Here is a 25,169-nt window from a genome sequence, read left to right as displayed (position 1 = left end):
AGGAGCGGACCCAAAAGGGCCCGCTCCTTTTTTTTCTATTGCAATGCAGTTTGCAGAGTCTTGATATTTTTTTCCATTAAACTGAAGTAATCTTCACCAGCAGCGATATCTTTATCCGTCAACACGGAAAGGTTATGGAGCTCAAGTGATTTCGCTCCCATTTCCTTTTGGATGATCTCGGTTAGTTTAGAACTGATATTTTGCTCAAAGATGACGTAGTTCAAGTCTTCTTCTTCAGCCATGGTTACGATTTTCCCCAGTTCCTTTTGAGAAGGTTCGTTTGAAGATGTTAGTCCTGTGACGCCAATTTGTTCCAATCCGTAGCGTTCCTCCCAATAACCATATGCAGAATGGGAAACGATGATCTTATTGGTACGGCCCGACTCGATTGTCGTCGCGAATTTTTCATCAAGTGCCTTAAGCTTTTCGGAAAGCTTGTTGAATTGGCTGTTGAAATATTCTTCCTGCTCAGGCATTTTTTTCGTTAACTCGTCCTTGATGGTTTTAGCCATGTCAATGGAATAGATGGGATCTAACCACAAATGCGGATTGACGCCCCCATGGTCATGCCCGTCTTCATCATGAGCATGTTCGTCATCATGTGCATGCTCATCTTCATTAAGATGAACCGTTTCGCCCACCGCGATTGTACTGACGCCTTCTTTGCTTAGAATTGGTTCAGCCTTGGTTACAAAGCCTTCAAGATTATAGCCAATATAGAAAAATAGGTCTGACTCAGCCATTTTTACAATATCTTTTTGAGAAGGTTCGAATGAATGTTCATCCGTCCCGGGAGGATAAATCGTCTCGACATTTACGTACTCCCCGCCAATGGCCTCCGTGAAGTATTGTAAAGGGTAAACTGTGGTATATATATCTAAGGCATCCTTGGTTTCTTTACTCGATTCTCCCTTTGAGTTGCCGCAGGCTGACAGAAATAGCGCAGTAACAAGGAAAAGCGAGAGCAATGCTCGAATTTTCATATGAAATGCTCCTTTATAATTCGTATTGATTACGATTTGGATTTTATGTGGTAAAAACGAAATGATTACGATTTGACTTCTGTATGATACAAAAGATTGCAAAAGAAAGCAAGTTTTTTTTCTAATGGTCCTCACTTTTTTCTTTTTTTTCAGGAACAAGATCAATGCCTCCTGGATGAAACGGATGACATTTAAGAATCCGAATGAGTGCTAACCAGCTTCCTTTTATAGGTCCGAAACGATTGATCGCTTCCAAACCATAATGGGAACAAGTTGGATAAAAACGGCAGGTAGGCGGTTTTAATGGAGAAATAGCAACTTGGTAAAAACGGATGATTCCCATTAATATTTTTTTCAACACCATGCTTTCATCTCTTTTCGAGTAAATTCACTACCCTCCATTATAGCATATTTTCTAAATTTCCAATAAGGGTAAAAAAGGAATAAGTATATTGGAAATCCGATTAAAATAATAAGAATTAATTTTAAAGGATGAAATATATTGTTATTCAAGGTAAAATAGAGATGACATACAATTAAGGAGTGAATTAAATGCCTTCAGTTGAAAGCTTTGAATTAGATCATAATGCTGTTAAAGCCCCATATGTTAGACATTGCGGTGTCCATAAGGTAGGAACAGACGGTGTTGTTAATAAATTTGATATCCGTTTTTGCCAGCCGAATAAACAAGCGATGAAGCCGGATACGATCCATACCCTGGAACACTTGCTTGCATTCAATATCCGTAAGCATTCCGAGCGCTACGATCACTTTGATATAATTGATATTTCGCCAATGGGATGTCAAACAGGATATTACCTTGTGGTCAGCGGCGAGCCGACAGTGACGGAAATCATCGATGTTCTTGAAGATACATTCAAGGATGCTGTTACCATTACAGAAATTCCTGCTGCAAACGAAAAACAATGCGGCCAAGCAAAATTGCATGATCTTGAAGGAGCTAAGAAATTAATGAATTTCTGGCTTGCACAAGATAAAGAAGATCTTCATAAAGTTTTCGGTTAATAAAAAAGTTCCTGTCCATTTGTGACAGGAACTTTTTTTATTTTTCAGGTTCTTCTTTTTTCCCCTCATCCTCAGGCGAAGGATCCGGATCCACTGTATGCTTGTAGCTGTAACCTTTTCCGATTGTTAGGACCGATAAGGCCAATACAATCAGAATCACAATAATGGAGATAACTAAAACCGTAATCATACTTTACAGCTCCTAACGTTCACAATTTAGATTCATTTTAGCATAACAACCGTGTCAGATAATGTTTCAATTTTCGAATAGAGGGAAATATAAAGGTATAACCAACTTACGGAGGTAGATATTTATGGCTCAGAAAAAATTAGGAACTTTAGTGAATAAGGAAATTGCAAACTTCAGTGTTCTTTATACGAAAATTCATAATTACCACTGGTTCGTGAATGGACCGCACTTCTTTGAACTTCACCAAAAATTGGAAGAGTTATATAAAGAAGTGACATCCAACTATGACGAATTGGCTGAAAGACTATTGGCCATTGGTGAAAAGCCGGTTGCTACCCTTAAAGAGTACATGGAGTTAACTACGATCGAAGAAGCGACAGGTAAAGAAAATACAGAAGATATGGTTCAAAGCGTCATCAGTGATTTTGAAAAGCTTTCCGAAGAGTTCCTGGAAATCATCGAAGTTGCCGAAACAGAAGATCCGGTTACGGCTGATATGCTGACAGGCATGAAGAAAAGCTTAAACAAACATGCTTGGATGCTGCGTGCGTATTTAGGACATTAAGATATAGGAAAAACCCTGCTTCGGTAGGGCTTTTTTTTGGTTACAACAATAAAAAAGGCATCCATCAAAAGAGGGACACCTGACAAGGTATGTATTAATGAATATTCCTAGGCGGAAAATGTGTAGGTTTCGTGTCGTTCAAACTATTTTGAGCGAACTTCCCTTTTAACGTTTCAATAATGTAAAGGCCCATTAAATTGGTTAGTTCTTGATCATCCATCTCTTGAAGCAATTCGAAAATTTCCTTGCGGTCAAGCTGTTCCAGAACCGCAAAAGTAAGCATATCAATATCTTCTTCATCACCAGTCAACTTATCACGGTACATATTGTATAATTCTTCAATTAACTTCAAAACTTTCACCTCACATTTATTAGAAATCCGTTATCTCTTTATATGTAGGTTATCAAAAAAACCTCTGGGTGCATATAAAAATCTTAAGGGATGCTTGGGCTTATTATATGTTTTACCCTTTGAAAGATACTTTAATCTATTATTTAACATCTTTGTTCTTCTGTAAACAAAATTTTCCATTGTATGAAGTAGGGAAATACGTGAAAAATAAGCGTAGGAAATATGGAAAGGGCGGATGAATGTGTCTGAAAAAAGGAAAAAATATTACATCTGGATTCCGAATGGGCAAATAACACAAGATAGGGAAAGTTCTCCATGGAATTTCGAAATCGAGGCGACAGATAATGAAATCATCGAATTACGTGAATTATTTGATTATAATTATTCAGCGGGGGAAGAAAATTTTTACCGGGCACATGTCCCATACCTTCAATATCATTTTGACCGTGAAAATGATAAACAGGATATCACTCTCCAAAAAATTTACGAGATGATTCATGCTCTGGGTACTGAAGAAGGAAGACGGCATATAGAAAGCATGGGGATTTTACAGGCAAAACCAACAGACGATGGCCTCGAATATTGAGGGGCCATCGTTTTTTTTGATGTGTTAAAGATTCTTGCTGGATAGTGGTTTTTTTTACCCATATAATGAATGAAGGGTCGTAGCACTATTTCTTATACGGAGAGAAGGGGAAAAATGAAACGTTTTCTTGATAAGAACGGATATAAGGTGGAATTCTCCGAGGATCCTGTCTTTGGAGAGTCTTGGCATGTTTTTGTGTTTAGCAGATATAAGGGCAGGTGGGTATTGACCAAGCACAGAGAGCGGGGATTGGAGTTCCCCGGAGGAAAGCGGGAAGCTGGGGAATCGATTGAAGAAACGGCCATACGGGAAGTGTATGAAGAAACAGGAGGCGTGGTGGGCCAACTGCAATTTTTGGGACAATATAAAGTATATGATCCAGTGAAGCCATTCGTTAAATCAATATACTATGCTGCATTGCGTGAAGTAGAGGAGAAACAGAATTACCTGGAAACGGAAGGCCCGATCTTTTTGGAAGCATTGCCGGATGTACTCGGTGAGGAGTTTAGCTTCATCATGAAAGATGAGATTGTACCGTTGAGCTTATCAAAACTGGATGATGGTATTTTGCTGAGAAACGAGTGAACGCCGGAACTCACGAGTAAAAAACTGTAACTCACGAGTAAAACGCCTAAACTCACGAGTAAAGCCCAACTCATGAGATAATCGCCTGAATTTACGAGTAAATCGCCTAAACTCACGAGTAAAAGCACCAAACTCACGAGTAAAAGCACCAAACTCACGAGTAACTCATCGAAACTCAACTAAATTCATGTTTTATCTCAGCATGAATGAAAAACTGCCGAGGGTTATCGGCAGTTTGGTTAGTCTTTGATTAATTTTCGCTCGAGCAGTTCGACTAGTTGATACATGATTGTGGCGAAGACGGCAATGATCATCAAGGCAAGCATTACGAGGGTGAAGTTGAAAACTTGAAAGCCATAAATGATGAGGTAGCCGAGTCCTTTCGCCGAAACAAGGAATTCCCCTACGATGACGCCAACCCAGGAGAGGCCGACGTTAACTTTCAATGTCGAGATGATCGTTGGGAAGGAGGCGGGTAATATGGCTTCCCGAAAAGCTTGTGTTCTTGTGGCGCCGAAGGTTTGGAGTACCTTCAGGTAGTTCGGGTCCACTTCGCGAAATGCTGTGTAGACGACAATGGTGGTGATGATGATGGAGATAATCGCCCCCATCGAGATGATGGATGGAAAGCCAGGGCCGAATGCTACGATGATGATGGGGCCGAGTGCCACTTTCGGCATGGCATTTAAAATGACGAGATAGGGGTCAAGTGTTTTGGATAATCTTGGCGACCACCAAAGAAGGGATGCCAGGATCGTTCCAAGCAGTGTCCCTATGATAAAGCCGAGAACGGTCTCGAATAGCGTCACTCCGGAATGGGATAGCAGGGTTCCATCACCTAATTTCTGTATGAAAAGATGCCATACTTTAGTTGGGGAGCTGAAGATGAGCGGATCGATCACTTCCATCCTGGATAAAAGTTCCCAACTGCTGAAAAAAATGATGAAAATCAGGATCTGATAAAAGCGAATGAGCCTGTTTTCTTTTTTTAATGAGGTTTTATATTGGTTATGAAGCTGTTCAATATTCAAGGCTCTCAAGCTCCTTCCAGATCGTTTGGAATAGTATCGGATACTGTGGATGGTTGCGTGCATGGAAAGGCGTAAGTTCACGCAGTTCATCGGGCACCTTGAAGGTTTTGTGCACGCTTCCCGGGTTTGCGGAAAATAGAAAGATGCGGTCACTCATTGCAATGGCTTCTCCGATATCATGGGTGACGAGCACGGCTGTCTTTCCGAAGGATTTCAGGATTTCAAAAACAAGGTCTTCAAGCTTCAACTTCGTTTGGTAATCAAGAGCCGAAAACGGCTCATCAAGCAAAAGGATTTTTGGGTCGACCGCAAGTGTCCGTGCCAGTGCAGCCCTTTGCCTCATTCCTCCCGAGAGTTCGCGTGGATATAATTTTCCGGTGCCTCCCAATCCAACGTCACTTAAAAGTTTTAGCGTTTTTATTCTCTCAAGGCCTTCATCTTTTCTTATCAGTTTCAATCCTAATAATATATTTTCTTCTATCGTCTTCCATGGAAATAGATAATCCTGCTGCAGCATATAGCCAATTGAAAGGTCACTGTTGGCTTTCAGCGGTTTGTTTTCGAGCAGGATCTTTCCTGCAGTGGGCGGAAATAGCCCGGCGATGATGGAAAGCAGGGTGGTTTTTCCGCAGCCGCTCGGACCTAGAAAAGAGACGAATTCACCTTTTTCAATGTCGAGGGAAATGTCCGCTAGTGCGGTCGCTGCCGTCTGATTTGAAAAATAAGTATGGTGAATGTCTTGGATTTTTAAAAAGCTCATCGGACATCCTCCTTACCTTTAGCTATGCTATTTTGTGACTTCATCAGCAAAATCGGTATTGACCAGCTCTTCATGGCTTATACGTGAAGGTAGCTCGCCTGCTTCATCCATGATGTTTTGCAGATTGTTCCATTCTTCTTCATCAAGAATGGGGTCCGTGGCAAAGGATCCTTGTTCTTTGTAGCGATTGATAACTGTTTCCATCGTCTCGATATTGGTATCTTCAAAATATGGCTGAATGACTTCAGCGATTTCGGCAGCATCATTTTCCTGAACCCAATCCTGTGCTTTTTTCAATGCCCTGGTGAATTTTTCGACAGTCTCTTTGTCTTCTTTCAAATAGCTTTCCTTAGCCATATAAACTGTATAAGGAAGATGCCCGGACTCGGTGCCGAAAGAAGCGACGATATAGCCTTTTCCTTCTTTTTCAAACACACTTGCCGTTGGTTCGAACAGTTGAACAAAATCGCCGGTTCCGGAAGCGAAGGCAGTTGCGACATTCGCAAAATCAATATTCTGGATGAGGTTCAAATCTTTTTTCGGGTCAATGTTATGTTTTTTCAATACGAACTCGCCGGCCATTTGCGGCATCCCGCCTTTTCGCTGGCCTAGGAATGTAGAGTTTTTCAGCATATCCCAATTGAAGTTGTCAATTTTTTCACGTGAAACAAGAAACGTTCCATCCGTCTGTGTTAATTGAGCGAAGTTGATGACGGGATCGTTCGAACCTTGTGCCCGAACGTAAATCGATGTTTCAGAGCCAACGAGAGCAATATCCGCCCCGTCGGACAGAAGCGTGGTCATCGTCTTGTCGCCGCCTGCCGTCGTTTTCAAATCAATGCTTAGACCCTCATCTTTAAAAAATCCTTTTTCAATCGCTACATATTGAGGTGTATAGAAAAGGGAGCGGGTCACTTCGGCCACCCTGACTTTCGTTGTTTCCTTTTCCTTGTTGCCGCATGCTCCAAGCGGGATCACCAGCATGCACAGAAGTAAAAATACGACACCTGCTTTATACCATTTTTTCAAAATTCCTTCCTCCTCGATATATAGGTATTTTGCCTACATTATCGTATGAACGGAAGAAAAAAATGTGAATGCCTCTCAGGGGATAAAAACAAGCGGATGTTTTACAATAAGATTAAAGAGAAAGGAGAGTGGAAATTGGAGAACGGGACGATTATTTCAAAACGGCGGTTTCCATCACCGCATCCACAAATCCATCTTTATTCAGTTACATACATATCACAAGGCTTGAAGGTAAAGGGGCTGCTTGCTGAACCGGTTGATGGCGAAATACATGATGCCTTCTTATATTTACGCGGCGGGATTAAAAATGTCGGCAAGGTGAGGCCCGCAAGGATCGTGCAGTATGCCGTAGAAGGTTTCATCGTTTTTGCCCCTTTTTACCGTGGAAACCAAGGAGGAGAGGGAGATGAGGATTTTGGAGGCGAAGATAGATTCGATGCGATATCAGGATTCAATCTTCTTGAACAGCACCCCCGAGTGAACAAGGACCACATTCATATCCTCGGATTTTCCCGTGGCGGCATCATGGCGCTTTGGACTGGGATATACTGCAGGAATGCCGCGTCGATCGTCACATGGGGAGGTGTGTCGGATATGTTTTTAACATATGTCGAACGTGTCGATATGCGTCGGATGATGAAGCGGGTCATCGGCGGAACACCTAAAAAATGCCCCGATCAATATGAGTACCGTACGCCACTGTTTGCGATTGAAGATTTGAATGTACCCGTCCTGATCATTCATGGTGAAAAAGATGACAATGTCGCCATTGAACACGCGTACCGGTTGGAAAAAAGGCTGAAAATGCATGACAAAGAGGTCGAAAGCTGGTATTTCCCTCAATTCACTCATTACTTCCCACCGGCCGTGAACAGAAAAGTAGTCGAAGATTTAACATCTTGGATGAAAAGTAAAACCGAATAATGATAGAATGAAGTATATTCTAAGTAAATTGGCAAGAGGAGGAGATACACATGGGCATGCCTATGGAGCTAAATACCATGATCGTTACAAAAGGGAACGAAACCCGTGAAGAAGAAAACATTTTTCGGCTGACGAAAGCTGGTTACAGGTTATACCCTATCGATATTCCAATCGATGTCCGCAAAACGATTCAATCTGACTCAAGCGGAACAGCCGTTATCCAAAAAATTGAATGGACCAGTGAAAAAACCATCATTACGTACCAACTACTATCATTGAACTCAACTAACTAAATAGACAAGCGCTTGCCGTGAATAGTCTTCACTGCAAGCTCTTTTTTTTTGATTGTGTTGCAGAATTCGATCAGATGCACCAACTAATTTGGCCGTATACGCCCATAATTCGACCCATGCACCAACTAATCCGACCCTACCTGCCCATAATCGACCTACGCACCAATAATTCAGCCCATACGCCCAAAAAACGACCTGTGCACCAATTAATTCGACCGAAACGCCCATAATCGGACCAGATGCGCGAAAAATTCGACATGCATGCAACTAATTCGACCTCCACACCAATAATCCAATCTACGACTTGTCAGTGCAAAATCTTGGATATTCAATCTTCGAAATGATTGTCACTAAAAGAATGGTAAAATGGTGAAAAGCGCATGGGATGGGGTGATAAGATGATTTTGGTGAGTTCCTGTTTAGCGGGTCTTGAGGTGAGATACAATGGTACACACAGCTTGGATGAAGGAATTATGGAATTAATGAGGGAGAAAAAGGCTATAGCGGTTTGTCCTGAGTTGCTTGGGGGTTTTTCGACACCGAGGGGACCTGCTGAGATAGTTGGCGGTGAAGGTGGGGATGTCCTTGATGGAAAAGCGAAGATCATCGAAAAGTCGGGCAGGGATGTAACGGAATTGTACATAAAGGGAGCGAATCTTACGTTATTGAAAGCCCAGGAGGTAGGGGCGACGTTAGTCGTTTTAAAGGAAAACAGTCCATCCTGTGGGAGTGCCACGATTTATAATGGGGAATTCAAGGGGGAGAAGAAGGTCGGGAATGGAGTGACCGCGGCTTTGCTTAGGCGGCATGGATTCACGGTCATTTCAGAGGAAAGGTTATTCGATTATCTGGATGAAAAATGAGTAATGGCATTTTAGAAGGTGCTTTTGAAAGAAGGGGAATACATGGAGGATATCAATCTCTATACTTTGCTATTTTTAGTACTTGCGGGTTTTATTGCCGCATTCATCGATTCCGTTGTGGGCGGGGGCGGTTTAATCTCCATTCCGGCTTTATTGTTTACGGGGATTTCGCCTTCAGCAGCACTTGCCACTAATAAGCTAGCGGGTACAATGGGATCTTTAACGAGTACGATTTCATTTATTCGGGCTGGAAAAGTGGATTTCAAATTCGTCATCAAGCTGTTTCCGATTACTGTAATTGGAGCGGCGTTAGGAGCATACGTTGTACATTTCGTTTCCGCAGAGATACTGAAGCCCCTCATTTTGATTTTGTTGGTCATTGTCGCAATTTATACGTTGGTAAAAAAGGATTGGGGTAAAGATGCAAAGTATAAAGGGCTGAAAAGGAAGAAAATGATTCTTTTGATAGTCATAATATTTGCGATTGGTTTTTATGATGGTTTTCTTGGACCAGGCACAGGTTCCTTTTTATTATTTTCATTTTTGATCATTGGTTTTGATTTTGTCCAGGCTGCTGGGAATACAAGAATATTGAATTTTGGAAGCAATATTGCCGCACTTATCATTTTCTTATCTATGGGGACCGTCAATTTTGCCTATGGAATTCCGATGGGTCTTGCAATGGTCGCAGGAGCATTGGTAGGAACGAACTTTGCAATTAAGAAAGGCGCTTCCTATGTACGTATATTATTCATTTGCGTCACGATTTTATTGATTGGGAAAAATGTCCTTAATTATTTTCATGTGTTATGATGGATGGTTTCTGCGAATGATTCCTATTAAAAATGGCCGAGGATACAAATTGTATTTTCGGCCATTTTTATATTCATTTTGTGAAATTCAAGTCCCAGTGAACGCCAAATTGATCCTTGACCTTACCATACTTAGCACCCCAAAAGGTATCTTGCAGTTCCATTAAGGATAATCCTTTTTCACACATAACATCATATAAATGCTGGATTTCCGAGTCGCTTTCACATTCAAGGACCAGCGCTACATTATTCCCGACTTCAAGGGGGTTGCCTGGAAACGTATCAGATACCATGATCAACATATCGCCTTTTTTGATTTTGGCATGCAAAACAAGGTCATTCGCTTCTTCAGGTGTTGGGAAATCAGCTTCCCCGTAGGTTTGTAAATCGGTAATCTCCGCATGAAATATTTCTGCATAAAAGGCTAATGCGTCCGTTGCTTGACCATCGAAAATTAAATAGGGGGTTACTTGATTTTTCATACTAATCCTCCTGCTTCGTGTCATGACTATCAATTCGACAGGGAAATCTTATCCCCCTTTATATTCGCTGGGAAAGTATGCAGGCACTGATGGCTTAGCTGCATTTTCGAATGTGAATCATCCAGTTCCCCATAAAAAAACTAAAATCATATTTCCTTATCAAAACAAGCTGCGCAGATGAAACTTCCTTCATTTTTTAAATATGCCTTTATTTCAGTCATCCCTTTACGCTTTGGATAACGCATTTTCACAAGAACGACTTCGTCACCATTAATTTCTTTACCACATTTAACACACTTGGGATCTTCCCCGAACATTTAAACACCTCCAAGCAATTTAAAGTATTCAATCTAATGCGATAGACTTCAATGAAACTTTGATCTACCCAAACTATCACATATGGATCTAACATTTCAAATTCAAATTAGGATTAGTTTTGTACTGATTGCTTTTAATCTGGCGCTAATGAAAGGGCAAATGAAAATGGAAGTAGCCGTTTCAAAATCTGACTGAATAGAAAAAGCCTGCCGCTTACGTGACAGGCTTTTCTCACTATTTTATTTTTCTTGAGCTTTTTTCATAATGGAAGAGGGGATTTCATTCCGCAATGCGTTAATAGGATTTCGACAATCCGCTGTGAAGCGAATCCATCACCATATGGGTTGGAAGCTGTCGCCATTTTTTTATAGGTTTCTTCATTAGTAAGTAAGTCTGTTGCTAATTGATAAATACGTTCTTCCTCAATTCCCGCCAATAAAAGGGTACCAGCCTCAATGCCTTCCGGACGTTCTGTCGTATCGCGTAACACAAGGACAGGAACACCAAGTGAGGGAGCTTCTTCTTGCACCCCTCCGGAATCTGTCAATATTAGATGGGCGTGCGCCGCAAAATTATGAAAATCAAGCACTTCAAGCGGCTCTATTAAGTGAAGTCTTTCCGTTTCACCAAAAATCCGATAAGCAATTTCACGGACTACTGGGTTTTTATGAAGTGGGAAAACAACTTGGATATCCGTGTGATCTTCAAGCAGCCGTTTGACGGAACGGAATATCTCTTCCATTGGTTTTCCGATATTTTCTCGTCTGTGCGCTGTCATCAATAACATACGATCTCCATTCAAGCCAGATAGAATCGGATGTTCATAGTCTTTCCGTACTGTTGTTTTCAAAGCATCGATAGCCGTATTGCCAGTAATATGGATGCAATCACTCTTTTTATTTTCCAAAATTAGATTCTCTGCCGCCTGTTTAGTTGGGGCGAAATGCAAATCAGCTAAGACGCCTGTCAGCTGCCTATTCATTTCTTCAGGATATGGAGAATACTTATTACCAGTCCGAAGACCAGCTTCAACGTGACCAATCTGTATCTTATTATAGAACGCGGCCAAGCTTGCGATGAAAGTTGTCGTTGTATCCCCATGTACGAGGACGATATCCGGTTTAATATCTTTCATGAGCGAACTCAATTTTTCAAGCCCTCGAGTTGTAATCTCTTCTAATGTTTGTCTATCCTTCATCATATCCAAATCGTGATCTGGCTTTATTTGAAAACATTGCAAGACTTGGTCGAGCATTTCCCTATGCTGGGCGGTGACCACCACGATGGTTTCTATTTCTTCTTGATGCTTTTTCAGTTCCAAAACGACAGGTGCCATTTTGATAGCCTCCGGTCTTGTACCAAATACGGTCATGACCTTTATACGTTGTTTAGGCATGCTCATTTCCTCCCCTTCTGAATGTCTCCCCCATTATAACGGGAAGTTCATGGGAAATATAAAAATGAAACAATAATTAACAGAATTTTTACAATATTAATGAGGACTTTATATTTCTTTAACCTTCAGTTAATATCTGGCATTTACAATATAAAGCAGGAAGCATAGCAAAGCAGAATAGAGGTGATAGGCGAATATGAAAAGCGTCCTGATGATCGTGCAAAACTTTTATCCGGAAATCGGAAGTGCTGGAAATAGAATGAAAAATATATATCTCCATTTGAAAAGAAACGGATTTGAGGTAACGGTCATCACATTGAAGCCGAGTTATCCTAATCAAAGTTTATATCAAGATACAAAGTTTTGGGATGAAGAAAGCATTGAAGAGGATGTCATCAGGATTAAACCGGACAAAGTGAAGAGGTATACAAGCAATATGGGGAAGCGGTTGCTTCATTATCTTGAAGCGATGTGGCTTTTCATTTATACAATCATCCGTCTCGAAAAAAAATATGATTACGTGTTTGCTACGACCCCGCCGATCTTCCCGACATTGGCGGCGTTGATCGCCAAGAAAAAGATGAAGGCGAAACTCATTACCGATGTCAGGGATTTATGGCCGGAATCGTTGATAGGAGTAGGGGTATTTACTAATAAGTGGGTTTTGAAAATCGCTTTCTTCCTGGAAAGGAAGCTATATCGGCATTCAGATTTTATTATCATCAATAGTCCTGGTTTCAGGGATTATATCGTTGCAAAGGGAGTCAAGGAAGAGGCCATCCAATTCATCCCTAATTCGCTTACTGCGGATGAGCTGACGTTAAAGAATTTGCTTACACCCGTATCGGAAAAAGTAATCAAGGTCGTTTATGCGGGGAATATCGGACTGGCCCAGGACTTGAAAAAACTGATATCCGTAGCTGAAAAGCTAAGGGAACATAAACAAATCGAGTTCTCGATGATTGGATATGGATATCGGATATCTGAAGTGGAGAAGGAGATAAGCTCTAGAGGGCTGACTAATATTAAGATGATTAATGCGATGAATCGAAGAGTGACTCTTCATGAAGTTTCAACGTCCCATATTGCCTATGTGAGCTTGGTTGAAAAAGAAGTCTTCAATAAGGTTCTGCCTGGTAAAATCATCGATTATATGTGTGTCGGAAAACCCATTGTCGGTGATGTGGACGGCAGGGCCAAGAAGATGCTCTCAGAGGCGAAATGCGGGTTGGTAGCAGAAAGCAGGGATGTTGATGAAATCTGTCAGCACATATTGACCATGGCCTCAGATCGAGCCCTTCGTGAAGAACTGGGGGAAAACGGCCATCGGTATGCTAAACAACATTTTCAATGGTCTAAAAATATTAAAGGTCTCATCAATGTGATGGAAGCGTCAGGCTGAAAAATCCGGAAGTGGAGGACAACATGGCGAAGAAAGTATGTATGTTCGTGTGGAATCACTTTACGAACGATGCGAGAGTTCTAAGAGAATGCACAGCACTTACTGAAGCGGGTTATGAAGTCGATTTAATTGCCATTCATAACTGGAAGATCAAGGATTTACCCAAAAAGGAGAAGCACCAAAATGGTTTCTCTGTCACTAGGGTGAATAACCGCTGGGAGGCGCTTAATAGGGTTCTCAGGGTCGTAGGTAAATTAAAGAAAAAGAAGTTTGAAATCGTTCTATTGGCCTTATTGGTCTGGAATACGTTGTGGAATTTGAACTTGATCAACAGTTGGGTGGGATCGGGAATACTGTTCGGTTCCCTTGCACTTCTTGCGATGGGCACCCTTGTCATCACTAAAACGAAGCTGCCGACACTATTAACAAGGAGCTACATTTTTGGTCAAATGATCTATCATGGGCGAAAAAGGAAATATGATTTTTATCATTCGAATGATTTGAATACGCTCATGCAGGGAGCGATCAGCAGTAAATGGCTGAGAAGAAAAAAGCTGATTTATGACTCGCATGAGGTACAAACGAGCAGAACGGGATATAATAGCCGAATTTACGGGATGATGGAGAAATTCCTATTAATGTTCGTCGATGAAATGATTGCCGAAAACCATACGAGAGCTAAGTATAACGAAGACTTATATGGTCTGTATCCCAAGGTGGTCCATAACTACCCGATTCCAACCAATCCTGAGGAAAGTACGGCCGTGAATTTGCATGAGCTGCTCGATTTGCCAGAGAATGAACCGATATTGTTATACCAAGGCGGCGTTCAAATGGGAAGAGGGTTAGAGCAATTGGTTGATGCTGTACCGATGATCGAGGGCGGGACGGTAGTTTTTATCGGAGATGGAAGGATCAAGGATGAGTTAATGAAAAAAGTAAACGACATGAATCTGGAGCATCGTGTGAAGTTCCTGCCGAAGGTTCCGGTCGACGAGCTGCTCCATTATACAAAAAATGCGTATTTAGGTTTTCAGATATTGAATAATGTCTGCTTTAATCACTACTCCGCATCTTCAAATAAATTGTTCGAATACATGATGAGCGGTGTGCCTGTGGTTGCCTGCAGCTTTCCTGAAATTCAAAAGGTTGTCGATACGGAAAAAATCGGTGTGTGTGTCGATTCACATGATCCAAAATCAATTGCCGAAGGCGTCAATTACTTATTGAAACATCCTGAAAAAAGGGCGGAAATGAGCAATAACTGCCTGAAGGCGCGGCAAAAATACAATTGGAAACAAGAGAAGGAAATCTTTATCGAAATTTATCAAACAGCCTAACAAATTTGAGTGTAGCAGAAAAATAGATAGGAGTGGTTTATATGAAACTTTGTACAATCGGACTTGGTTATATAGGACTTCCAACATCTTTAATGTTTGCGAAACACGGTGTCGATGTTGTCGGCGTGGATATCCATCCTGAGATTATTTCCAATTTGAATAGCGGCAGGCTCCATATCGAAGAACCTGGATTGGATGAGGTATTGGAAGAAGTGATTGCTTCCAATAAGTTCCGAGCTGCGTTAAGCCCGGAACATGCGGATGTTTTCATTATCGCGGTGCCTACTCCAAATAAAAAGGACATGCATCAATCCTGTGATTTAACTCATGTCATGGATGCAACCTCCAATATTCTTCCTTTTATCAAAAAAGGGAATGTTATCATTATCGAATCAACGATTGCGCCAAGAAGCATGGATGATCATATTAGACCGATGATCGAGAGGACGGGCCTTACCATCGGAAAAGACATTTTCCTCGTTCATTGTCCGGAACGTGTTTTACCTGGAAGGATTCTTGAAGAGTTGGTTCATAATAACCGTATCGTCGGGGGCATCACGGAAACATGCTCATATAAAGGAAGTCTGGTTTACAAAACCTTCGTTCAAGGGGAGATCATTCAGACGGATGCGAAAACGGCTGAAATGTCCAAACTGATGGAAAACACCTTCAGGGATGTCAATATCGCACTTGCGAATGAGCTGACGAAAGTCTGTTTCGAGCTGGACATCAATGTTTTGGATGTCATATCAATGGCTAACAAACACCCTCGTGTCAATATACACCAACCAGGACCAGGAGTTGGCGGCCATTGTTTAGCGGTCGATCCGTATTTCGTCGTTGCAAAGGCACCAGAGTATGCGAAAATCATTAAATTGGCCCGTGATACCAACGTATCGATGCCTTATTATATCGTTAATTGCGTAAGAATGATGCTAGAGGGCATCCGGAAGCCAAAAGTAGCTGTTTTCGGTCTTGCATACAAAGGAAATGTAGATGATATTCGTGAAAGTCCCGCCATTGATGTCGTCAATATCTTGATGGGGATGGAAAACATGGATGTAGCCTTGCATGACCCGCATGTCCAATCTGGAAAGATGCCAGTCGTATCAGTTGAAGACGCTGTAAATGATGCAGACTTGATACTTGTCCTGACTGACCATGATGAATTTAAACAGATGGATTATGATAAGCTATCGAATCTCATGAGCAATAAATTGATTTTGGATACACGCAATTGCATTGATGAAACTAAAACAGAGGTCCCGGTAGCTAACCTGGGCAATATATATCAATACAAAACGATGTCCATGAAAAAAGCCAGGAATAAAGCAATCATCTAAAAAAATGGACAAACACCGGTAATGGAATAAGGATTAAGGGGGCGCTGACTATGACAGTGCCCTTTTTGAATATCATGTTCTGCCAGGAGGGACGGAGGGCAGAAAACCAACGAAGAAAAGGACCAAGCAAGAGCTTGGTCCTTACAGAATGTAAAAGCGTTCCAGTTGGTTTCGGAAATCCGCTCCCTTTCCGCCAAGCCTCCTCCCCGCATGAATCTAGAGGCGAGGAGGCTAGATTCATGCGGGGAGGAGTGTCGCAATTATCTTCAATTCAATAAGGATAACAGTAAAAAAACCATGAAGTATAACCTAGTCTTGGTTTAAAGTAATGTTTCGGAAAGAGTCATTTCTTGTCGAAAAAGCGAAAGGACCAAGCAAGAGCTTGGTCCTTTTGTGTACAATTTATTGAGCTGTCGGTCCGCCAAGTTCTTCTATTTCACTTGGAACACTGCCGAATTTCTTGAAGTTTGCACGGAATTGAGCGGCAAGGGCTGTTGCTGCTTGTTTATAAGCGGCAGGATCTGCCCAAGTCTTGATTGGTTGAAGCACTTCGTCAGGAACCCCAGGAACATGAAGAGGAATATCCAAACCGAAGATTTCATCTTTGATCGTTTCGATGTTAGCTAATTCACCTTCAAGTGCCGCTTGTACCATCGCACGAGTGTAAGCAAGTTTCATACGGCTTCCAGTTCCGTATGCTCCGCCAGTCCATCCAGTGTTGACAAGGTATACCTTTGCATTGTGCTCGTCAATTTTATCACCAAGCATCTCAGCATAGCGTTGAGCGGGAAGCGGTAAGAAAGGTGAACCGAAGCAAGTGGAGAATGTAGCTTCCGGTGAAGTTACGCCTCTTTCAGTACCAGCCAATTTACTAGTGTATCCACTTAGGAAATGGAACATTGCCTGTTCTTTCGAAAGCTTGCTGATTGGAGGCAGAACGCCTGAAGCATCAGCTGTTAAGAAAATGATTGTATTAGGATGTCCTGCAATACTTGGGTTCACGATGTTATCGATCGCTTGCATTTGGTAAGCAGCACGAGTATTTTCAGTCAATGAACTGTCATCATAGTTCGCTTCACGTGTATCCGGATCAACAACAACATTTTCCAGTACGGCACCGAAACGGATCGCATCGAAAATTTGTGGTTCTTTTTCACGTGAAAGATTGATCGTTTTCGCATAGCAGCCGCCTTCGATGTTGAATACGCCGTTAGAAGACCAGCCGTGCTCGTCATCGCCAATCAGTTTACGACTAGTGTCTGCGGATAAAGTTGTTTTACCTGTACCGGACAGTCCGAAGAATAAAGCGACGTCCCCTTCACGTCCTACGTTAGCAGAGCAATGCATTGGAAGGATTCCAGCCTCTGGAAGTAAGTAGTTCATGATCGAGAAGATCGATTTTTTCATTTCTCCTGCATATTCTGTTCCGCCGATCAGGATTGTACGGCGTTCAAATGAAACGATGATGAAAGTTTCGGATGAAGTTCCGTCCACTTCTGGGTCTGCTTTGAAGTTAGGTGCAGAAAGGATTGTGAATTCTGCTTCGTGACCTCTTAGTTCCTCTTCGTTTGGACGGATGAACAAAGTATGGGCGAAAAGGTTATGCCAAGCATATTCATTAACAACACGGATTGGAAGACGTGATGATTCGTCTGCACCAGCGAAACCTTTAAAAACAAAGATCTCTTCTTTTGCTTTTAGGTAGTCAACTACTTTATTATATAGTTTATTGAACACATCTTCGGAAATTGGCTGGTTCACTGAACCCCAATCAACTTTATCTTTAACTGATGCTTCTTCCACGATATATTTATCCTTAGGTGAACGACCAGTATATTTGCCAGTTTCAGCTTTTACCGCGCCGGTTGATGTTAAAACGCCTTCACTTCTGCTTAATACTTTTTCGACCAATTGAGGAACTGAAAGTTGAGTTTGCACATTATTTCCTGTTAATAATTGGTGTAACTCATTAGAAACATCTACAGAATTCATATATGAGGTACCTTCCTTTGTTTAAGTTTTTAGATTACAATTAGTATAACACATTCATTTAATTAGTCTATACTATTTCTTTTAATTTGTGATTATTTTCAGTTGGTCGCGTTAATCATTTTAATCCGGCAGGGACCGAGTTACGATTATCGCATATACTTTCATGAAGAAAATTTTAATTTAATAGGAAGTAAGTAAGCAATATATGTCTATTGGGAAAGTCAGGGTGTCGATTTTTCGAATGCTCAATACTTTATTATTAATGGCAATTTACAACATTTCTATTCGTGTTTTGCATTTTAAACCCTTCTAGGACGTTGTATCAACATGTTTTTTCAAATGAACGCCATTCTGAGTGGAAATGTTCTTTTTAGAAAAGCATTGACAAATTCCAGCTAGATACGATAATATCTTAAATTGTACGGATTCTCTTATCCCGAGTTGGTGGAGGGACAGGCCCTTTGAAACCCAGCAACCTGCCATATTGAACTTGACTCCAAGATCGATCGCCGAAAATAAAGCGAAGGTCTTCAAGGAATAGTGGTGATGGTGCTAACCTGAGCAAGGTAAAAAACCCTTGAACGATAAGAGTGAAAGGATAGAAGACAGAATTTTAAACCTTTCCTCATTTGCCAGGGAAGGTTTTTGTGTTTTTTATAAGTAATTCTGTGTCTATAGTTGAAACTAATGAGGGAAACGAGTTCCGTAAAAACAGGCTTATGCCTACAACATACTAACTTCCAAGGAGGAAATATGATGTCAAAGAAACGTCTATTTACTTCTGAATCTGTTACAGAGGGCCATCCGGACAAAATTTGTGATCAGATTTCAGATTCCATTTTAGATGCTATCCTTGCTAAGGATGCAAATGCACGTGTAGCGTGTGAAACTAGTGTAACAACAGGTCTTGTACTTGTTGCCGGTGAAATTACAACGTCCGCTTACGTGGATATTCCGCGTATCGTTCGTGATACGATTAAAGGAATTGGTTACACACGTGCGAAATACGGTTTCGATGCTGAAACTTGTGCCGTGTTGAGTTCCATTGATGAGCAGTCTGCCGATATCGCAGCTGGTGTCGATAAAGCATTGGAAGCTCGTGAAGGAAACATGTCAGACGAAGAAATCGATGCAATCGGTGCAGGGGACCAAGGTCTTATGTTCGGATTCGCTTGTAATGAAACAGAAGAGCTTATGCCGCTTCCGATTTCATTGGCGCATAAACTTTCATTCCGCTTGGCTCAAGTTCGTAAAGATGAAACGCTTCCTTACTTACGCCCTGATGGTAAAACACAGGTAACTGTGGAGTATGATGAGAATAACCTTCCTGTACGTGTAGATACGATCGTTATCTCTACACAGCACGATGCAGAAATTACGCTTGAACAAATTCAAGCCGATCTAAAAGAACATGTGATCAAAGCAGTCGTTCCAGCTGAATTGATCGATGCTGAAACTAAGTACTTCATCAACCCAACTGGCCGTTTCGTAATTGGCGGACCTCAAGGGGATGCTGGTCTTACTGGTCGTAAAATCATCGTTGATACTTACGGCGGATATGCTCGTCACGGCGGCGGTGCATTCTCTGGTAAGGATGCTACTAAAGTTGACCGTTCTGCTGCATACGCTGCTCGTTACGTTGCGAAAAACATCGTGGCAGCCGGCCTTGCCGACAAAGCGGAAGTTCAATTGGCATACGCAATCGGTGTGGCAGAGCCTGTATCAATCTCTATTGATACTTTCGGAACTGGTACAGTTAGCGAAGAAGTCCTTGTTGACCTAGTTCGCGCTAACTTCGACCTTCGTCCAGCTGGTATCATCAAAATGCTTGACCTTCGTCGCCCAATCTACAAACAAACAGCTGCCTACGGACACTTTGGCCGTACAGATGTCGATCTTCCATGGGAACGCACGGACAAAGCAGAAACATTAAAAGCACAAGCGTAATCCATATAAAAAGGTGTCCCGCAATTAGCGGGACACCTTTTTTATGGATTAATTTTGCCGTCAGCGGGAATAATTCAAGAAATCATAAAGAAATTCAAATTACGTGCAATACTCGTGAGTTAGGGTCGATTACAAGCTTGTTTGGGTCAGCTACTCGTGAGTTTAGAGCGTTTACTCGTGAGTTTGGAACTTTTACTCGTGAGTTTGAGTACAATACTCGTAACTTTCAGTCAATTACTCGTGAGTTACTTTATTCGTTCCGCCGTTTTATAGTGTTGTCCTTTTTCGGCGTATTCGCGTACGATGCGTTCCATATCCTGGCGATCTTCTTCGTTGATTTCGCGAATGACTTTAGCCGGGCGTCCGAATGCCAACATGTTCGGTGGAATGATTTTACCTTGGGGAACGAGACTGCCGGCACCGATGAAGGCGCCTTCGCCGATTTCAGCTTCATCAAGTACAATCGATCCCATGCCAATTAGAGCTCCTTTACGGATTTTACAGCTATGTAAAATGACCTGATGGCCAATGGTTACTTCATCCTCGATGATCAATGGATTATTTGGGCTTTGGTGCAAGACGCTGTTATCCTGTATACTGACTTTTTTCCCGATGATGGTTGGGGATACATCACCGCGAATGACGGAATTGAACCAAATTGATGTTTCGTCGCCAATTTTGACATCACCAGTCACGACAGCATTTTCAGCAATATAAGCGCTTTCAGCAATTTCAGGTTCTTTGCCTTTATACGGATAAATAATCATTTTCAATCATTTCCTTTCCGAAGTGAATGTTTTTATGTATTATTTTAATATACCGTATGCAAATACACTTGGCTATTTATAATAGCAATGTACAACTTGTTAGATTTCTTTTTTGTCGAAAATCACGAATATGGTTATAATTTATATATATTATTTTAACTATCATGGATTGTTTACAACAAGTGAAAAGTGAAAGGGGGATTTCGAATGTGGAAATGGGAGACAGAAGGAGACGCAAAGGGCGTCATTGTCATCATTCATGGGGCAATGGAACATCACGGACGTTATAAGTGGGTAACACAAATGTGGCTTTCAGCTGGATACCATGTCGTCATGGGCGACCTTCCTGGGCAGGGTATGACAACTCGCGCCTACCGGGGACATATCGATTCCTTTGATGAGTATTTGGACGAAGTGAAAAGCTGGATAGAAGAGGCTTACGAATATTCGTTGCCGGTCTTTTTACTTGGACACAGCATGGGTGGTTTGATTTCGATACGCCTTCTTCAGGAAGAGGAATGGGACATTGCAGGGGTGATTCTTTCTTCTCCATGCTTGGGCCTCGTGACGAAGCCGCGGAAGTTCCTTACAACCATCTCGCATGGTTTGAACTTCGTGATGCCTATGTTCAGGGTAGATTCCGGATTGACACCTGAAATGGCGACGAGAAGTGCGGAAGTTCGTGAATCCGATAGAAACGATACATTATATATCACGAAGGTTTCGATACGCTGGTATCGCGAGTTGGCACAGGCCATGAAGGATGCTTTTGAAGAGATTCCTGAATTTCAGGATGTGCCGCTTTTGGTCATGCAGGGCGGAGATGACCGAATCGTGAATAAGAAGGCGGTTCGTGAGTGGTTTAATTATAACTTGGCCAGTGAAAAGCAATATAAGGAATGGCCTAAGCTTTATCATGAAATCTTCAATGAACCAGAGCGTGATGATGTATTTCAATACGCGCTGAGTTTTGTTGAAAACCGTTTAAAGATATTAGGGTATGTCGTTTGATCAGTACATACTGTCAGGATAAATGAAAAAGCTGCCGAATTTAGATCTCGGCAGCTTTTTTTATTTGGATCAGCCTGCGTTTTTAAGCATTTCGTTCGATTTGATGACCGGTGCCCAGAAAGTAACCGGATACATAAATTGGTTTAAATGTGTAAGTTCCTTTTTATTGGATAATGCGGTCGATAGAAGATAAATCGATTTGAAGGTTAAGTCATTGGCGAATAGGTCCAAAAGCGTCGCTTTCATATTCATGATCGCTTCATGGTTTTGTGTGGAAATCATTAAATCGAGCTGTGGCAGAAACTTATCAAAATGTTGATCGAATTGTTTGAGGTCCTCCATGGTATTTTGTTTTTCTGTCAATGAGTTAAGCGAGCTGACAAAATCCCCGTATTGCTCACTTGAATCCCTTTTGATTTTTTCAGTCAATATATCCGTCAGTAATGAAGTAGGCAAATGTTCCATTTTCTGCACCCTCTTATCTATTTTCTATCAATTATAATCATTATAGACGAAAAATTCAAAAAGTTATGATTGGTAATTCTGCTGCATGTAAGTTGTTTTTAAAAAACACCGTTCGTATGCGAACGGTGTCAAATTTATTCATCTCTTTTCAATCGCGACAATGAATGGCGGATTGTTTGCTTGGTTGATGAACCCGTATTTCAGGATATGGGCTTTCTGTTGAGGGAAGTTCTCTACAAAATCCATCAATGCATCCCGTTCTTCCGATCCCCCTGGATGACCATGGTAAATGACGAGGATGATGATGCCTTCAGGCGCCAGCAGTTCGAACAGCTGTTCAATGGCTGATATCGTCGTTTCGGCTTGGGTGATGATTGATTTGTCTCCGCCAGGAAGGTAGCCTAGGTTGAAAATGGCACCCGTGATCTTTCCGGAATGTTCGCTCCTGATGTATTTGTTTAAATGTTCATGCCCATCGTGAATGAGGGTGCAGCGCTCTTGTAAATTCTCGGCGTTCAGTTTCGCCGTTGTGGTTTGGATCGCTTCTTCCTGAATATCAAAGCTATAGACATGTCCGTTTACACCTGTAAGTCCTGCAAGAAAGACCGTATCAAACCCGTTGCCCATCGTGCCATCTATGGTTATATCCCCAGGGTGAACCGCTTTTTCCAGCAGAATTCTGGCGAATGGCAAAATTCGGTCAAGCTTCATGATTGTACCTCCAAGTGATGATTTTTCCCCTGCCAGCTGTTGCGGCGTTTCAATTCGGCGTCAATGGCATTCAAGACATCCCATTTATTGACGCTCCACATTGGACCGATCATCAAATCGATCGGACCGTCACCTGTAATGCGGTGAACGATCATTTCTGCAGGGATTATTTCCAGCTGGTCACATACCAGGCTGACATAATCGTCACGGTCAAGAAACTCGAGCAGGCCTTTTTCATATTGTTTGACCATCGGTGTCCCTTTTAATAAATGAAGTAAATGGATCTTTATCCCCTGCACATCGAGTTTGGCGACTTCACGGGCTGTTTCCATCATCATGCCGTAATCTTCCTGAGGAAGGCCATTGATGATATGGGAGCATACGCGGATGCCGTGTTTGCGCAGTTTGTCGACGCCTTCTTTGTAGCAATCGAAGTCATGGGCACGATTGATCATCGTTGCGGTCTTTTCATGGACCGTCTGGAGACCAAGCTCGACCCAAAGGTAGGTGCGTTCGTTCAATTCCGCTAAATACTCGACCACATCATCTGGAAGGCAATCCGGGCGCGTCGCGATGGAGAGTCCGACGACACCTTCCTGGGTCAATACACTTTCATATTTCTCGCGAAGCTCTGCCACGGGTGCATGCGTATTCGTGAACGCTTGGAAATAGGCCATATATTTTCCATCTTTCCATTTATGATGCATCCGTTCGCTAATCTTCTTAAACTGGACGTCGAGGGGTTCAATCCTGCTGCCAGCAAAGTCACCAGAGCCTGAGGCACTGCAGAAGGTACAGCCGCCATGTGCGACGGTGCCATCACGGTTCGGACAGTCAAAACCGCCATCAAGGGCAACTTTAAAAACCTTATGACCAAAATGTTCCCTAAGGTGGTAATTCCATGAATGATATCGTTTGTTATCCGTTGCATATATAAACGGGTTTGCTTGATTCAAATCAGCAACCTCCTAAATAAAATAAAGCGCAACATATATTATACAACATTCTCGAAGCTAGGTCTTTTTTTGAAAAAAAAGCGTATACTGTATACTTGAAGGCTAAACATTTTGCTGCTATTTCCAGTATATCTTTGAATGACTATATCCTATCGGGAGCTGATGGACATGACCGGTCAAGTTGAAGAAGCGATTAATCAAATGAAAAAGAAATTAGCCGAAAATAATCAGGTGATCGAAGTAAATGAAGATGGGTTCATATACAAAGCCACTTGCACCTTCAATTCACCTGCTTCGGATGAACAAATTCATTCCTTTGAAAAGAAAACCGGACTGCTTCTGCCCGAGGATTATAAGGAGTTTTTAAAAATAACCAATGGATGCCGTCTGTTCGATAATGTCGAATCGGGCGGGGAAAATGATTTATACAGCCTGGATGATATTATTAATTACACATATGAAAATTCCTACGAGGGATGCTATAAAGTGGCCTGCATTTATCAAGATAATATCGTCATCGATGGGGAAGCCGTCGCTAAAGGCGATAAGGAGTATTTAATGGTAAAAGGCCATATCGATGATTTTGAAGAAGGTGAGAAGCTCCATATGGGCTTTGCCGAATGGATCGAGCAGTTCATTTCCCATCAAGGTGAGAAGTTTTGGGATAAAGGTTGATTTCTCAAAAAAAATGATAATCCACCCGTTATTTGCTCAAACTAGAAAAGATGATTCCGAATCATCCAAATGAGACGCGAAGGAGAGGGTTTGAAATGGCAACCAGACAATCCGTCGATCATTTTTTAGAGCAATGTGAAGGGGCTCTCCATTTTGCAGAGTTTGAATTTAACGAGGCCTCACGGCAGGAGCATTATGATGATGAACAATTTCAAAATTCGCAAAGGTATATCGAAGAGGCTTTGACGGATATGGAACGATTGTATGCCAGTTCGAATGACCAGCAACGAGAAATGCTTTCGCGGATGAAGCAGCAGTTGAATGAATTGAGGAATGAAATGATTTTACTGCGACATTAAAGGGAA

The 25,169-nt window shown here is 41.8% G+C and carries 31 protein-coding genes and 1 riboswitch; of the genes, 15 read left to right on the top strand and 16 right to left on the bottom strand.

Going from position 1 to position 25,169, the window contains the following annotated elements; genetic code table 11:
• Positions 1-35 precede the first annotated feature (35 nt).
• Positions 36-983 (bottom strand): zinc ABC transporter substrate-binding protein, encoded by a 948-nt coding sequence (locus tag NYE63_RS25490; RefSeq protein WP_342603279.1) that lies wholly within the window; start codon positions 981-983, stop codon positions 36-38.
• A 121-nt stretch (positions 984-1,104) separates the two neighbouring features.
• Positions 1,105-1,344, bottom strand: a complete 240-nt coding sequence (yidD, locus tag NYE63_RS25485) for a membrane protein insertion efficiency factor YidD (RefSeq protein WP_063234864.1) — start codon at positions 1,342-1,344, stop codon at positions 1,105-1,107.
• A 191-nt stretch (positions 1,345-1,535) separates the two neighbouring features.
• Here yidD and NYE63_RS25480 point away from each other — a divergent pair, with 191 nt between their 5' ends.
• Positions 1,536-2,009: an S-ribosylhomocysteine lyase gene (locus tag NYE63_RS25480; RefSeq protein ID WP_137019600.1), complete on the top strand. Its 474-nt coding sequence runs from the start codon at positions 1,536-1,538 to the stop codon at positions 2,007-2,009.
• A 37-nt stretch (positions 2,010-2,046) separates the two neighbouring features.
• Here NYE63_RS25480 and ytzI read toward each other — a convergent pair whose 3' ends face one another.
• Positions 2,047-2,199, bottom strand: a complete 153-nt coding sequence (gene ytzI, locus NYE63_RS25475) for a YtzI protein (RefSeq protein ID WP_342603278.1) — start codon at positions 2,197-2,199, stop codon at positions 2,047-2,049.
• Between the two features lie 124 nt (positions 2,200-2,323).
• On the opposite strand from ytzI, the gene NYE63_RS25470 reads away from it, so the two are divergent.
• The gene (locus NYE63_RS25470) at positions 2,324-2,764 is read left to right on the top strand and encodes a DNA starvation/stationary phase protection protein (protein ID WP_056521219.1); all 441 of its coding nucleotides are present in this window, start codon (positions 2,324-2,326) and stop codon (positions 2,762-2,764) included.
• Positions 2,765-2,858: 94 nt separating this feature from the next.
• Here the strand turns inward: NYE63_RS25470 and NYE63_RS25465 are convergent, their stop codons facing one another.
• Positions 2,859-3,116: a DUF6154 family protein gene (locus tag NYE63_RS25465; protein WP_339201045.1), complete on the bottom strand. Its 258-nt coding sequence runs from the start codon at positions 3,114-3,116 to the stop codon at positions 2,859-2,861.
• A 235-nt stretch (positions 3,117-3,351) separates the two neighbouring features.
• On the opposite strand from NYE63_RS25465, the gene NYE63_RS25460 reads away from it, so the two are divergent.
• Together NYE63_RS25460 and ytkD are read left to right on the top strand one after the other, a co-directional pair.
• Positions 3,352-3,702: a hydrolase gene (locus NYE63_RS25460; protein WP_342603277.1), complete on the top strand. Its 351-nt coding sequence runs from the start codon at positions 3,352-3,354 to the stop codon at positions 3,700-3,702.
• Positions 3,703-3,816: 114 nt separating this feature from the next.
• Positions 3,817-4,287 carry an RNA deprotection pyrophosphohydrolase gene (gene ytkD / locus NYE63_RS25455; RefSeq protein ID WP_342603276.1) on the top strand — a complete coding sequence of 157 codons (471 nt, stop codon included), beginning with the start codon at positions 3,817-3,819 and terminating at the stop codon, positions 4,285-4,287.
• A gap of 239 nt (positions 4,288-4,526) precedes the next feature.
• On the opposite strand, the gene NYE63_RS25450 is transcribed toward ytkD, so the two are convergent.
• From NYE63_RS25450 to NYE63_RS25440, 3 genes are read right to left on the bottom strand one after another with little or no spacing between them, the layout of a single operon-like run.
• On the bottom strand, positions 4,527-5,318 hold the full coding sequence (locus NYE63_RS25450; RefSeq protein ID WP_342603275.1) for an ABC transporter permease: 792 nt from the start codon (positions 5,316-5,318) through the stop codon (positions 4,527-4,529).
• Positions 5,308-6,078, bottom strand: a complete 771-nt coding sequence (locus NYE63_RS25445) for an ABC transporter ATP-binding protein (RefSeq protein ID WP_342603274.1) — start codon at positions 6,076-6,078, stop codon at positions 5,308-5,310. The genes NYE63_RS25450 and NYE63_RS25445 overlap by 11 nt, the downstream gene beginning before the upstream one ends.
• 27 nt (positions 6,079-6,105) lie before the next feature.
• Entirely contained in the window at positions 6,106-7,062 is a 957-nt protein-coding gene (locus NYE63_RS25440) for an ABC transporter substrate-binding protein (RefSeq protein ID WP_342605870.1), read from the bottom strand.
• 180 nt (positions 7,063-7,242) lie between these two features.
• Here NYE63_RS25440 and NYE63_RS25435 point away from each other — a divergent pair, with 180 nt between their 5' ends.
• Entirely contained in the window at positions 7,243-8,031 is a 789-nt protein-coding gene (locus NYE63_RS25435; RefSeq protein ID WP_342603273.1) for a prolyl oligopeptidase family serine peptidase, read from the top strand.
• Between the two features lie 50 nt (positions 8,032-8,081).
• Positions 8,082-8,324 (top strand): DUF2584 domain-containing protein, encoded by a 243-nt coding sequence (locus tag NYE63_RS25430; protein ID WP_342603272.1) that lies wholly within the window; start codon positions 8,082-8,084, stop codon positions 8,322-8,324.
• Here NYE63_RS25430 and NYE63_RS25425 read toward each other — a convergent pair.
• A complete protein-coding gene (locus NYE63_RS25425; protein WP_342603271.1) occupies positions 8,313-8,591 on the bottom strand; it encodes a hypothetical protein in 279 nt (92 codons plus the stop codon). The genes NYE63_RS25430 and NYE63_RS25425 overlap by 12 nt on opposite strands.
• A 131-nt stretch (positions 8,592-8,722) precedes the next feature.
• Between NYE63_RS25425 and NYE63_RS25420 the strand changes: the two genes are divergently transcribed.
• Both NYE63_RS25420 and NYE63_RS25415 read left to right on the top strand, forming a co-directional pair.
• Positions 8,723-9,187: a DUF523 domain-containing protein gene (locus NYE63_RS25420; protein ID WP_342603270.1), complete on the top strand. Its 465-nt coding sequence runs from the start codon at positions 8,723-8,725 to the stop codon at positions 9,185-9,187.
• Positions 9,188-9,229: 42 nt separating this feature from the next.
• Positions 9,230-10,000, top strand: a complete 771-nt coding sequence (locus tag NYE63_RS25415; protein WP_342603269.1) for a TSUP family transporter — start codon at positions 9,230-9,232, stop codon at positions 9,998-10,000.
• Between the two features lie 73 nt (positions 10,001-10,073).
• Here NYE63_RS25415 and NYE63_RS25410 read toward each other — a convergent pair whose 3' ends face one another.
• From NYE63_RS25410 to wecB, 3 genes are all read right to left on the bottom strand, one after another.
• Positions 10,074-10,481, bottom strand: a complete 408-nt coding sequence (locus tag NYE63_RS25410) for a VOC family protein (RefSeq protein WP_342603268.1) — start codon at positions 10,479-10,481, stop codon at positions 10,074-10,076.
• A 146-nt stretch (positions 10,482-10,627) separates the two neighbouring features.
• A complete protein-coding gene (locus NYE63_RS25405) occupies positions 10,628-10,798 on the bottom strand; it encodes a Fe3+ hydroxamate ABC transporter substrate-binding protein (RefSeq protein ID WP_342603267.1) in 171 nt (56 codons plus the stop codon).
• Positions 10,799-11,058: 260 nt separating this feature from the next.
• Complete coding sequence (gene wecB, locus NYE63_RS25400) at positions 11,059-12,201, bottom strand: UDP-N-acetylglucosamine 2-epimerase (non-hydrolyzing) (RefSeq protein WP_342603266.1); 1,143 nt, start codon at positions 12,199-12,201, stop codon at positions 11,059-11,061.
• Positions 12,202-12,391: 190 nt separating this feature from the next.
• Here wecB and NYE63_RS25395 point away from each other — a divergent pair, with 190 nt between their 5' ends.
• From NYE63_RS25395 to NYE63_RS25385, 3 genes are read left to right on the top strand one after another with little or no spacing between them, the layout of a single operon-like run.
• Positions 12,392-13,597: a glycosyltransferase family 4 protein gene (locus NYE63_RS25395; protein WP_342603265.1), complete on the top strand. Its 1,206-nt coding sequence runs from the start codon at positions 12,392-12,394 to the stop codon at positions 13,595-13,597.
• Positions 13,598-13,620: 23 nt separating this feature from the next.
• Positions 13,621-14,937: a glycosyltransferase gene (locus tag NYE63_RS25390; protein WP_342603264.1), complete on the top strand. Its 1,317-nt coding sequence runs from the start codon at positions 13,621-13,623 to the stop codon at positions 14,935-14,937.
• Between the two features lie 41 nt (positions 14,938-14,978).
• Complete coding sequence (locus tag NYE63_RS25385) at positions 14,979-16,280, top strand: nucleotide sugar dehydrogenase (protein ID WP_342603263.1); 1,302 nt, start codon at positions 14,979-14,981, stop codon at positions 16,278-16,280.
• Between the two features lie 402 nt (positions 16,281-16,682).
• Here the strand turns inward: NYE63_RS25385 and pckA are convergent, their stop codons facing one another.
• Positions 16,683-18,272 carry a phosphoenolpyruvate carboxykinase (ATP) gene (gene pckA, locus NYE63_RS25380; protein ID WP_063234883.1) on the bottom strand — a complete coding sequence of 530 codons (1,590 nt, stop codon included), beginning with the start codon at positions 18,270-18,272 and terminating at the stop codon, positions 16,683-16,685.
• Positions 18,273-18,700: 428 nt separating this feature from the next.
• Positions 18,701-18,863, top strand: a riboswitch (SAM riboswitch).
• Positions 18,864-19,025: 162 nt separating this feature from the next.
• On the opposite strand from pckA, the gene metK reads away from it, so the two are divergent.
• The gene (metK, locus tag NYE63_RS25375; protein ID WP_342603262.1) at positions 19,026-20,219 is read left to right on the top strand and encodes a methionine adenosyltransferase; all 1,194 of its coding nucleotides are present in this window, start codon (positions 19,026-19,028) and stop codon (positions 20,217-20,219) included.
• A gap of 245 nt (positions 20,220-20,464) precedes the next feature.
• Here metK and NYE63_RS25370 read toward each other — a convergent pair whose 3' ends face one another.
• Positions 20,465-20,983: a gamma carbonic anhydrase family protein gene (locus NYE63_RS25370; RefSeq protein WP_342605869.1), complete on the bottom strand. Its 519-nt coding sequence runs from the start codon at positions 20,981-20,983 to the stop codon at positions 20,465-20,467.
• A gap of 210 nt (positions 20,984-21,193) precedes the next feature.
• Here NYE63_RS25370 and NYE63_RS25365 point away from each other — a divergent pair, with 210 nt between their 5' ends.
• Positions 21,194-21,997, top strand: coding sequence for an alpha/beta hydrolase (locus NYE63_RS25365; protein WP_063234885.1), 804 nt, complete (start codon positions 21,194-21,196; stop codon positions 21,995-21,997).
• A 69-nt stretch (positions 21,998-22,066) separates the two neighbouring features.
• Here the strand turns inward: NYE63_RS25365 and NYE63_RS25360 are convergent, their stop codons facing one another.
• The 3 genes from NYE63_RS25360 to NYE63_RS25350 form a co-directional block, all read right to left on the bottom strand.
• Positions 22,067-22,462 (bottom strand): hypothetical protein, encoded by a 396-nt coding sequence (locus NYE63_RS25360; RefSeq protein WP_342603261.1) that lies wholly within the window; start codon positions 22,460-22,462, stop codon positions 22,067-22,069.
• Positions 22,463-22,600: 138 nt separating this feature from the next.
• On the bottom strand, positions 22,601-23,173 hold the full coding sequence (locus NYE63_RS25355; RefSeq protein ID WP_342603260.1) for a class I SAM-dependent methyltransferase: 573 nt from the start codon (positions 23,171-23,173) through the stop codon (positions 22,601-22,603).
• The gene (locus tag NYE63_RS25350) at positions 23,170-24,129 is read right to left on the bottom strand and encodes a TIGR01212 family radical SAM protein (RefSeq protein WP_342603259.1); all 960 of its coding nucleotides are present in this window, start codon (positions 24,127-24,129) and stop codon (positions 23,170-23,172) included. The genes NYE63_RS25355 and NYE63_RS25350 overlap by 4 nt, the downstream gene beginning before the upstream one ends.
• 168 nt (positions 24,130-24,297) lie before the next feature.
• Here NYE63_RS25350 and NYE63_RS25345 point away from each other — a divergent pair, with 168 nt between their 5' ends.
• Both NYE63_RS25345 and NYE63_RS25340 read left to right on the top strand, forming a co-directional pair.
• Positions 24,298-24,804, top strand: a complete 507-nt coding sequence (locus NYE63_RS25345; protein WP_063234889.1) for an SMI1/KNR4 family protein — start codon at positions 24,298-24,300, stop codon at positions 24,802-24,804.
• A 95-nt stretch (positions 24,805-24,899) separates the two neighbouring features.
• Positions 24,900-25,163 (top strand): DUF2524 family protein, encoded by a 264-nt coding sequence (locus tag NYE63_RS25340; protein WP_034310579.1) that lies wholly within the window; start codon positions 24,900-24,902, stop codon positions 25,161-25,163.
• Positions 25,164-25,169 lie beyond the last annotated feature (6 nt).

Origin of the sequence: Peribacillus sp. FSL E2-0159, assembly GCF_038643155.1 — a bacterium.
Classification (GTDB): Bacteria; Bacillota; Bacilli; order Bacillales; family DSM-1321; genus Peribacillus; species Peribacillus simplex.
The sequence above is the reverse complement of the archived record's forward strand: the minus strand, read 5'-3'. Positions and strand labels throughout refer to the sequence as shown.

Bases quoted from the DNA above. Each gene is read 5' to 3' on its own strand.
- NYE63_RS25490 (WP_342603279.1), bottom strand. From the start codon at position 983: ATGAAAATTCGAGCATTGCTCTCGCTTTTCCTTGTTACTGCGCTATTT.
- NYE63_RS25480 (WP_137019600.1), top strand. From the start codon at position 1,536: ATGCCTTCAGTTGAAAGCTTTGAATTAGATCATAATGCTGTTAAAGCC.
- ytzI (WP_342603278.1), bottom strand. From the start codon at position 2,199: ATGATTACGGTTTTAGTTATCTCCATTATTGTGATTCTGATTGTATTG.
- NYE63_RS25470 (WP_056521219.1), top strand. From the start codon at position 2,324: ATGGCTCAGAAAAAATTAGGAACTTTAGTGAATAAGGAAATTGCAAAC.
- NYE63_RS25460 (WP_342603277.1), top strand. From the start codon at position 3,352: ATGAATGTGTCTGAAAAAAGGAAAAAATATTACATCTGGATTCCGAAT.
- ytkD (WP_342603276.1), top strand. From the start codon at position 3,817: ATGAAACGTTTTCTTGATAAGAACGGATATAAGGTGGAATTCTCCGAG.
- NYE63_RS25445 (WP_342603274.1), bottom strand. From the start codon at position 6,078: ATGAGCTTTTTAAAAATCCAAGACATTCACCATACTTATTTTTCAAAT.
- NYE63_RS25440 (WP_342605870.1), bottom strand. From the start codon at position 7,062: ATGCTGGTGATCCCGCTTGGAGCATGCGGCAACAAGGAAAAGGAAACA.
- NYE63_RS25430 (WP_342603272.1), top strand. From the start codon at position 8,082: ATGGGCATGCCTATGGAGCTAAATACCATGATCGTTACAAAAGGGAAC.
- NYE63_RS25420 (WP_342603270.1), top strand. From the start codon at position 8,723: ATGATTTTGGTGAGTTCCTGTTTAGCGGGTCTTGAGGTGAGATACAAT.
- NYE63_RS25415 (WP_342603269.1), top strand. From the start codon at position 9,230: ATGGAGGATATCAATCTCTATACTTTGCTATTTTTAGTACTTGCGGGT.
- NYE63_RS25410 (WP_342603268.1), bottom strand. From the start codon at position 10,481: ATGAAAAATCAAGTAACCCCCTATTTAATTTTCGATGGTCAAGCAACG.
- NYE63_RS25405 (WP_342603267.1), bottom strand. From the start codon at position 10,798: ATGTTCGGGGAAGATCCCAAGTGTGTTAAATGTGGTAAAGAAATTAAT.
- wecB (WP_342603266.1), bottom strand. From the start codon at position 12,201: ATGAGCATGCCTAAACAACGTATAAAGGTCATGACCGTATTTGGTACA.
- NYE63_RS25395 (WP_342603265.1), top strand. From the start codon at position 12,392: ATGAAAAGCGTCCTGATGATCGTGCAAAACTTTTATCCGGAAATCGGA.
- NYE63_RS25390 (WP_342603264.1), top strand. From the start codon at position 13,621: ATGGCGAAGAAAGTATGTATGTTCGTGTGGAATCACTTTACGAACGAT.
- NYE63_RS25385 (WP_342603263.1), top strand. From the start codon at position 14,979: ATGAAACTTTGTACAATCGGACTTGGTTATATAGGACTTCCAACATCT.
- pckA (WP_063234883.1), bottom strand. From the start codon at position 18,272: ATGAATTCTGTAGATGTTTCTAATGAGTTACACCAATTATTAACAGGA.
- metK (WP_342603262.1), top strand. From the start codon at position 19,026: ATGATGTCAAAGAAACGTCTATTTACTTCTGAATCTGTTACAGAGGGC.
- NYE63_RS25365 (WP_063234885.1), top strand. From the start codon at position 21,194: ATGTGGAAATGGGAGACAGAAGGAGACGCAAAGGGCGTCATTGTCATC.
- NYE63_RS25360 (WP_342603261.1), bottom strand. From the start codon at position 22,462: ATGGAACATTTGCCTACTTCATTACTGACGGATATATTGACTGAAAAA.
- NYE63_RS25355 (WP_342603260.1), bottom strand. From the start codon at position 23,173: ATGAAGCTTGACCGAATTTTGCCATTCGCCAGAATTCTGCTGGAAAAA.
- NYE63_RS25345 (WP_063234889.1), top strand. From the start codon at position 24,298: ATGACCGGTCAAGTTGAAGAAGCGATTAATCAAATGAAAAAGAAATTA.
- NYE63_RS25340 (WP_034310579.1), top strand. From the start codon at position 24,900: ATGGCAACCAGACAATCCGTCGATCATTTTTTAGAGCAATGTGAAGGG.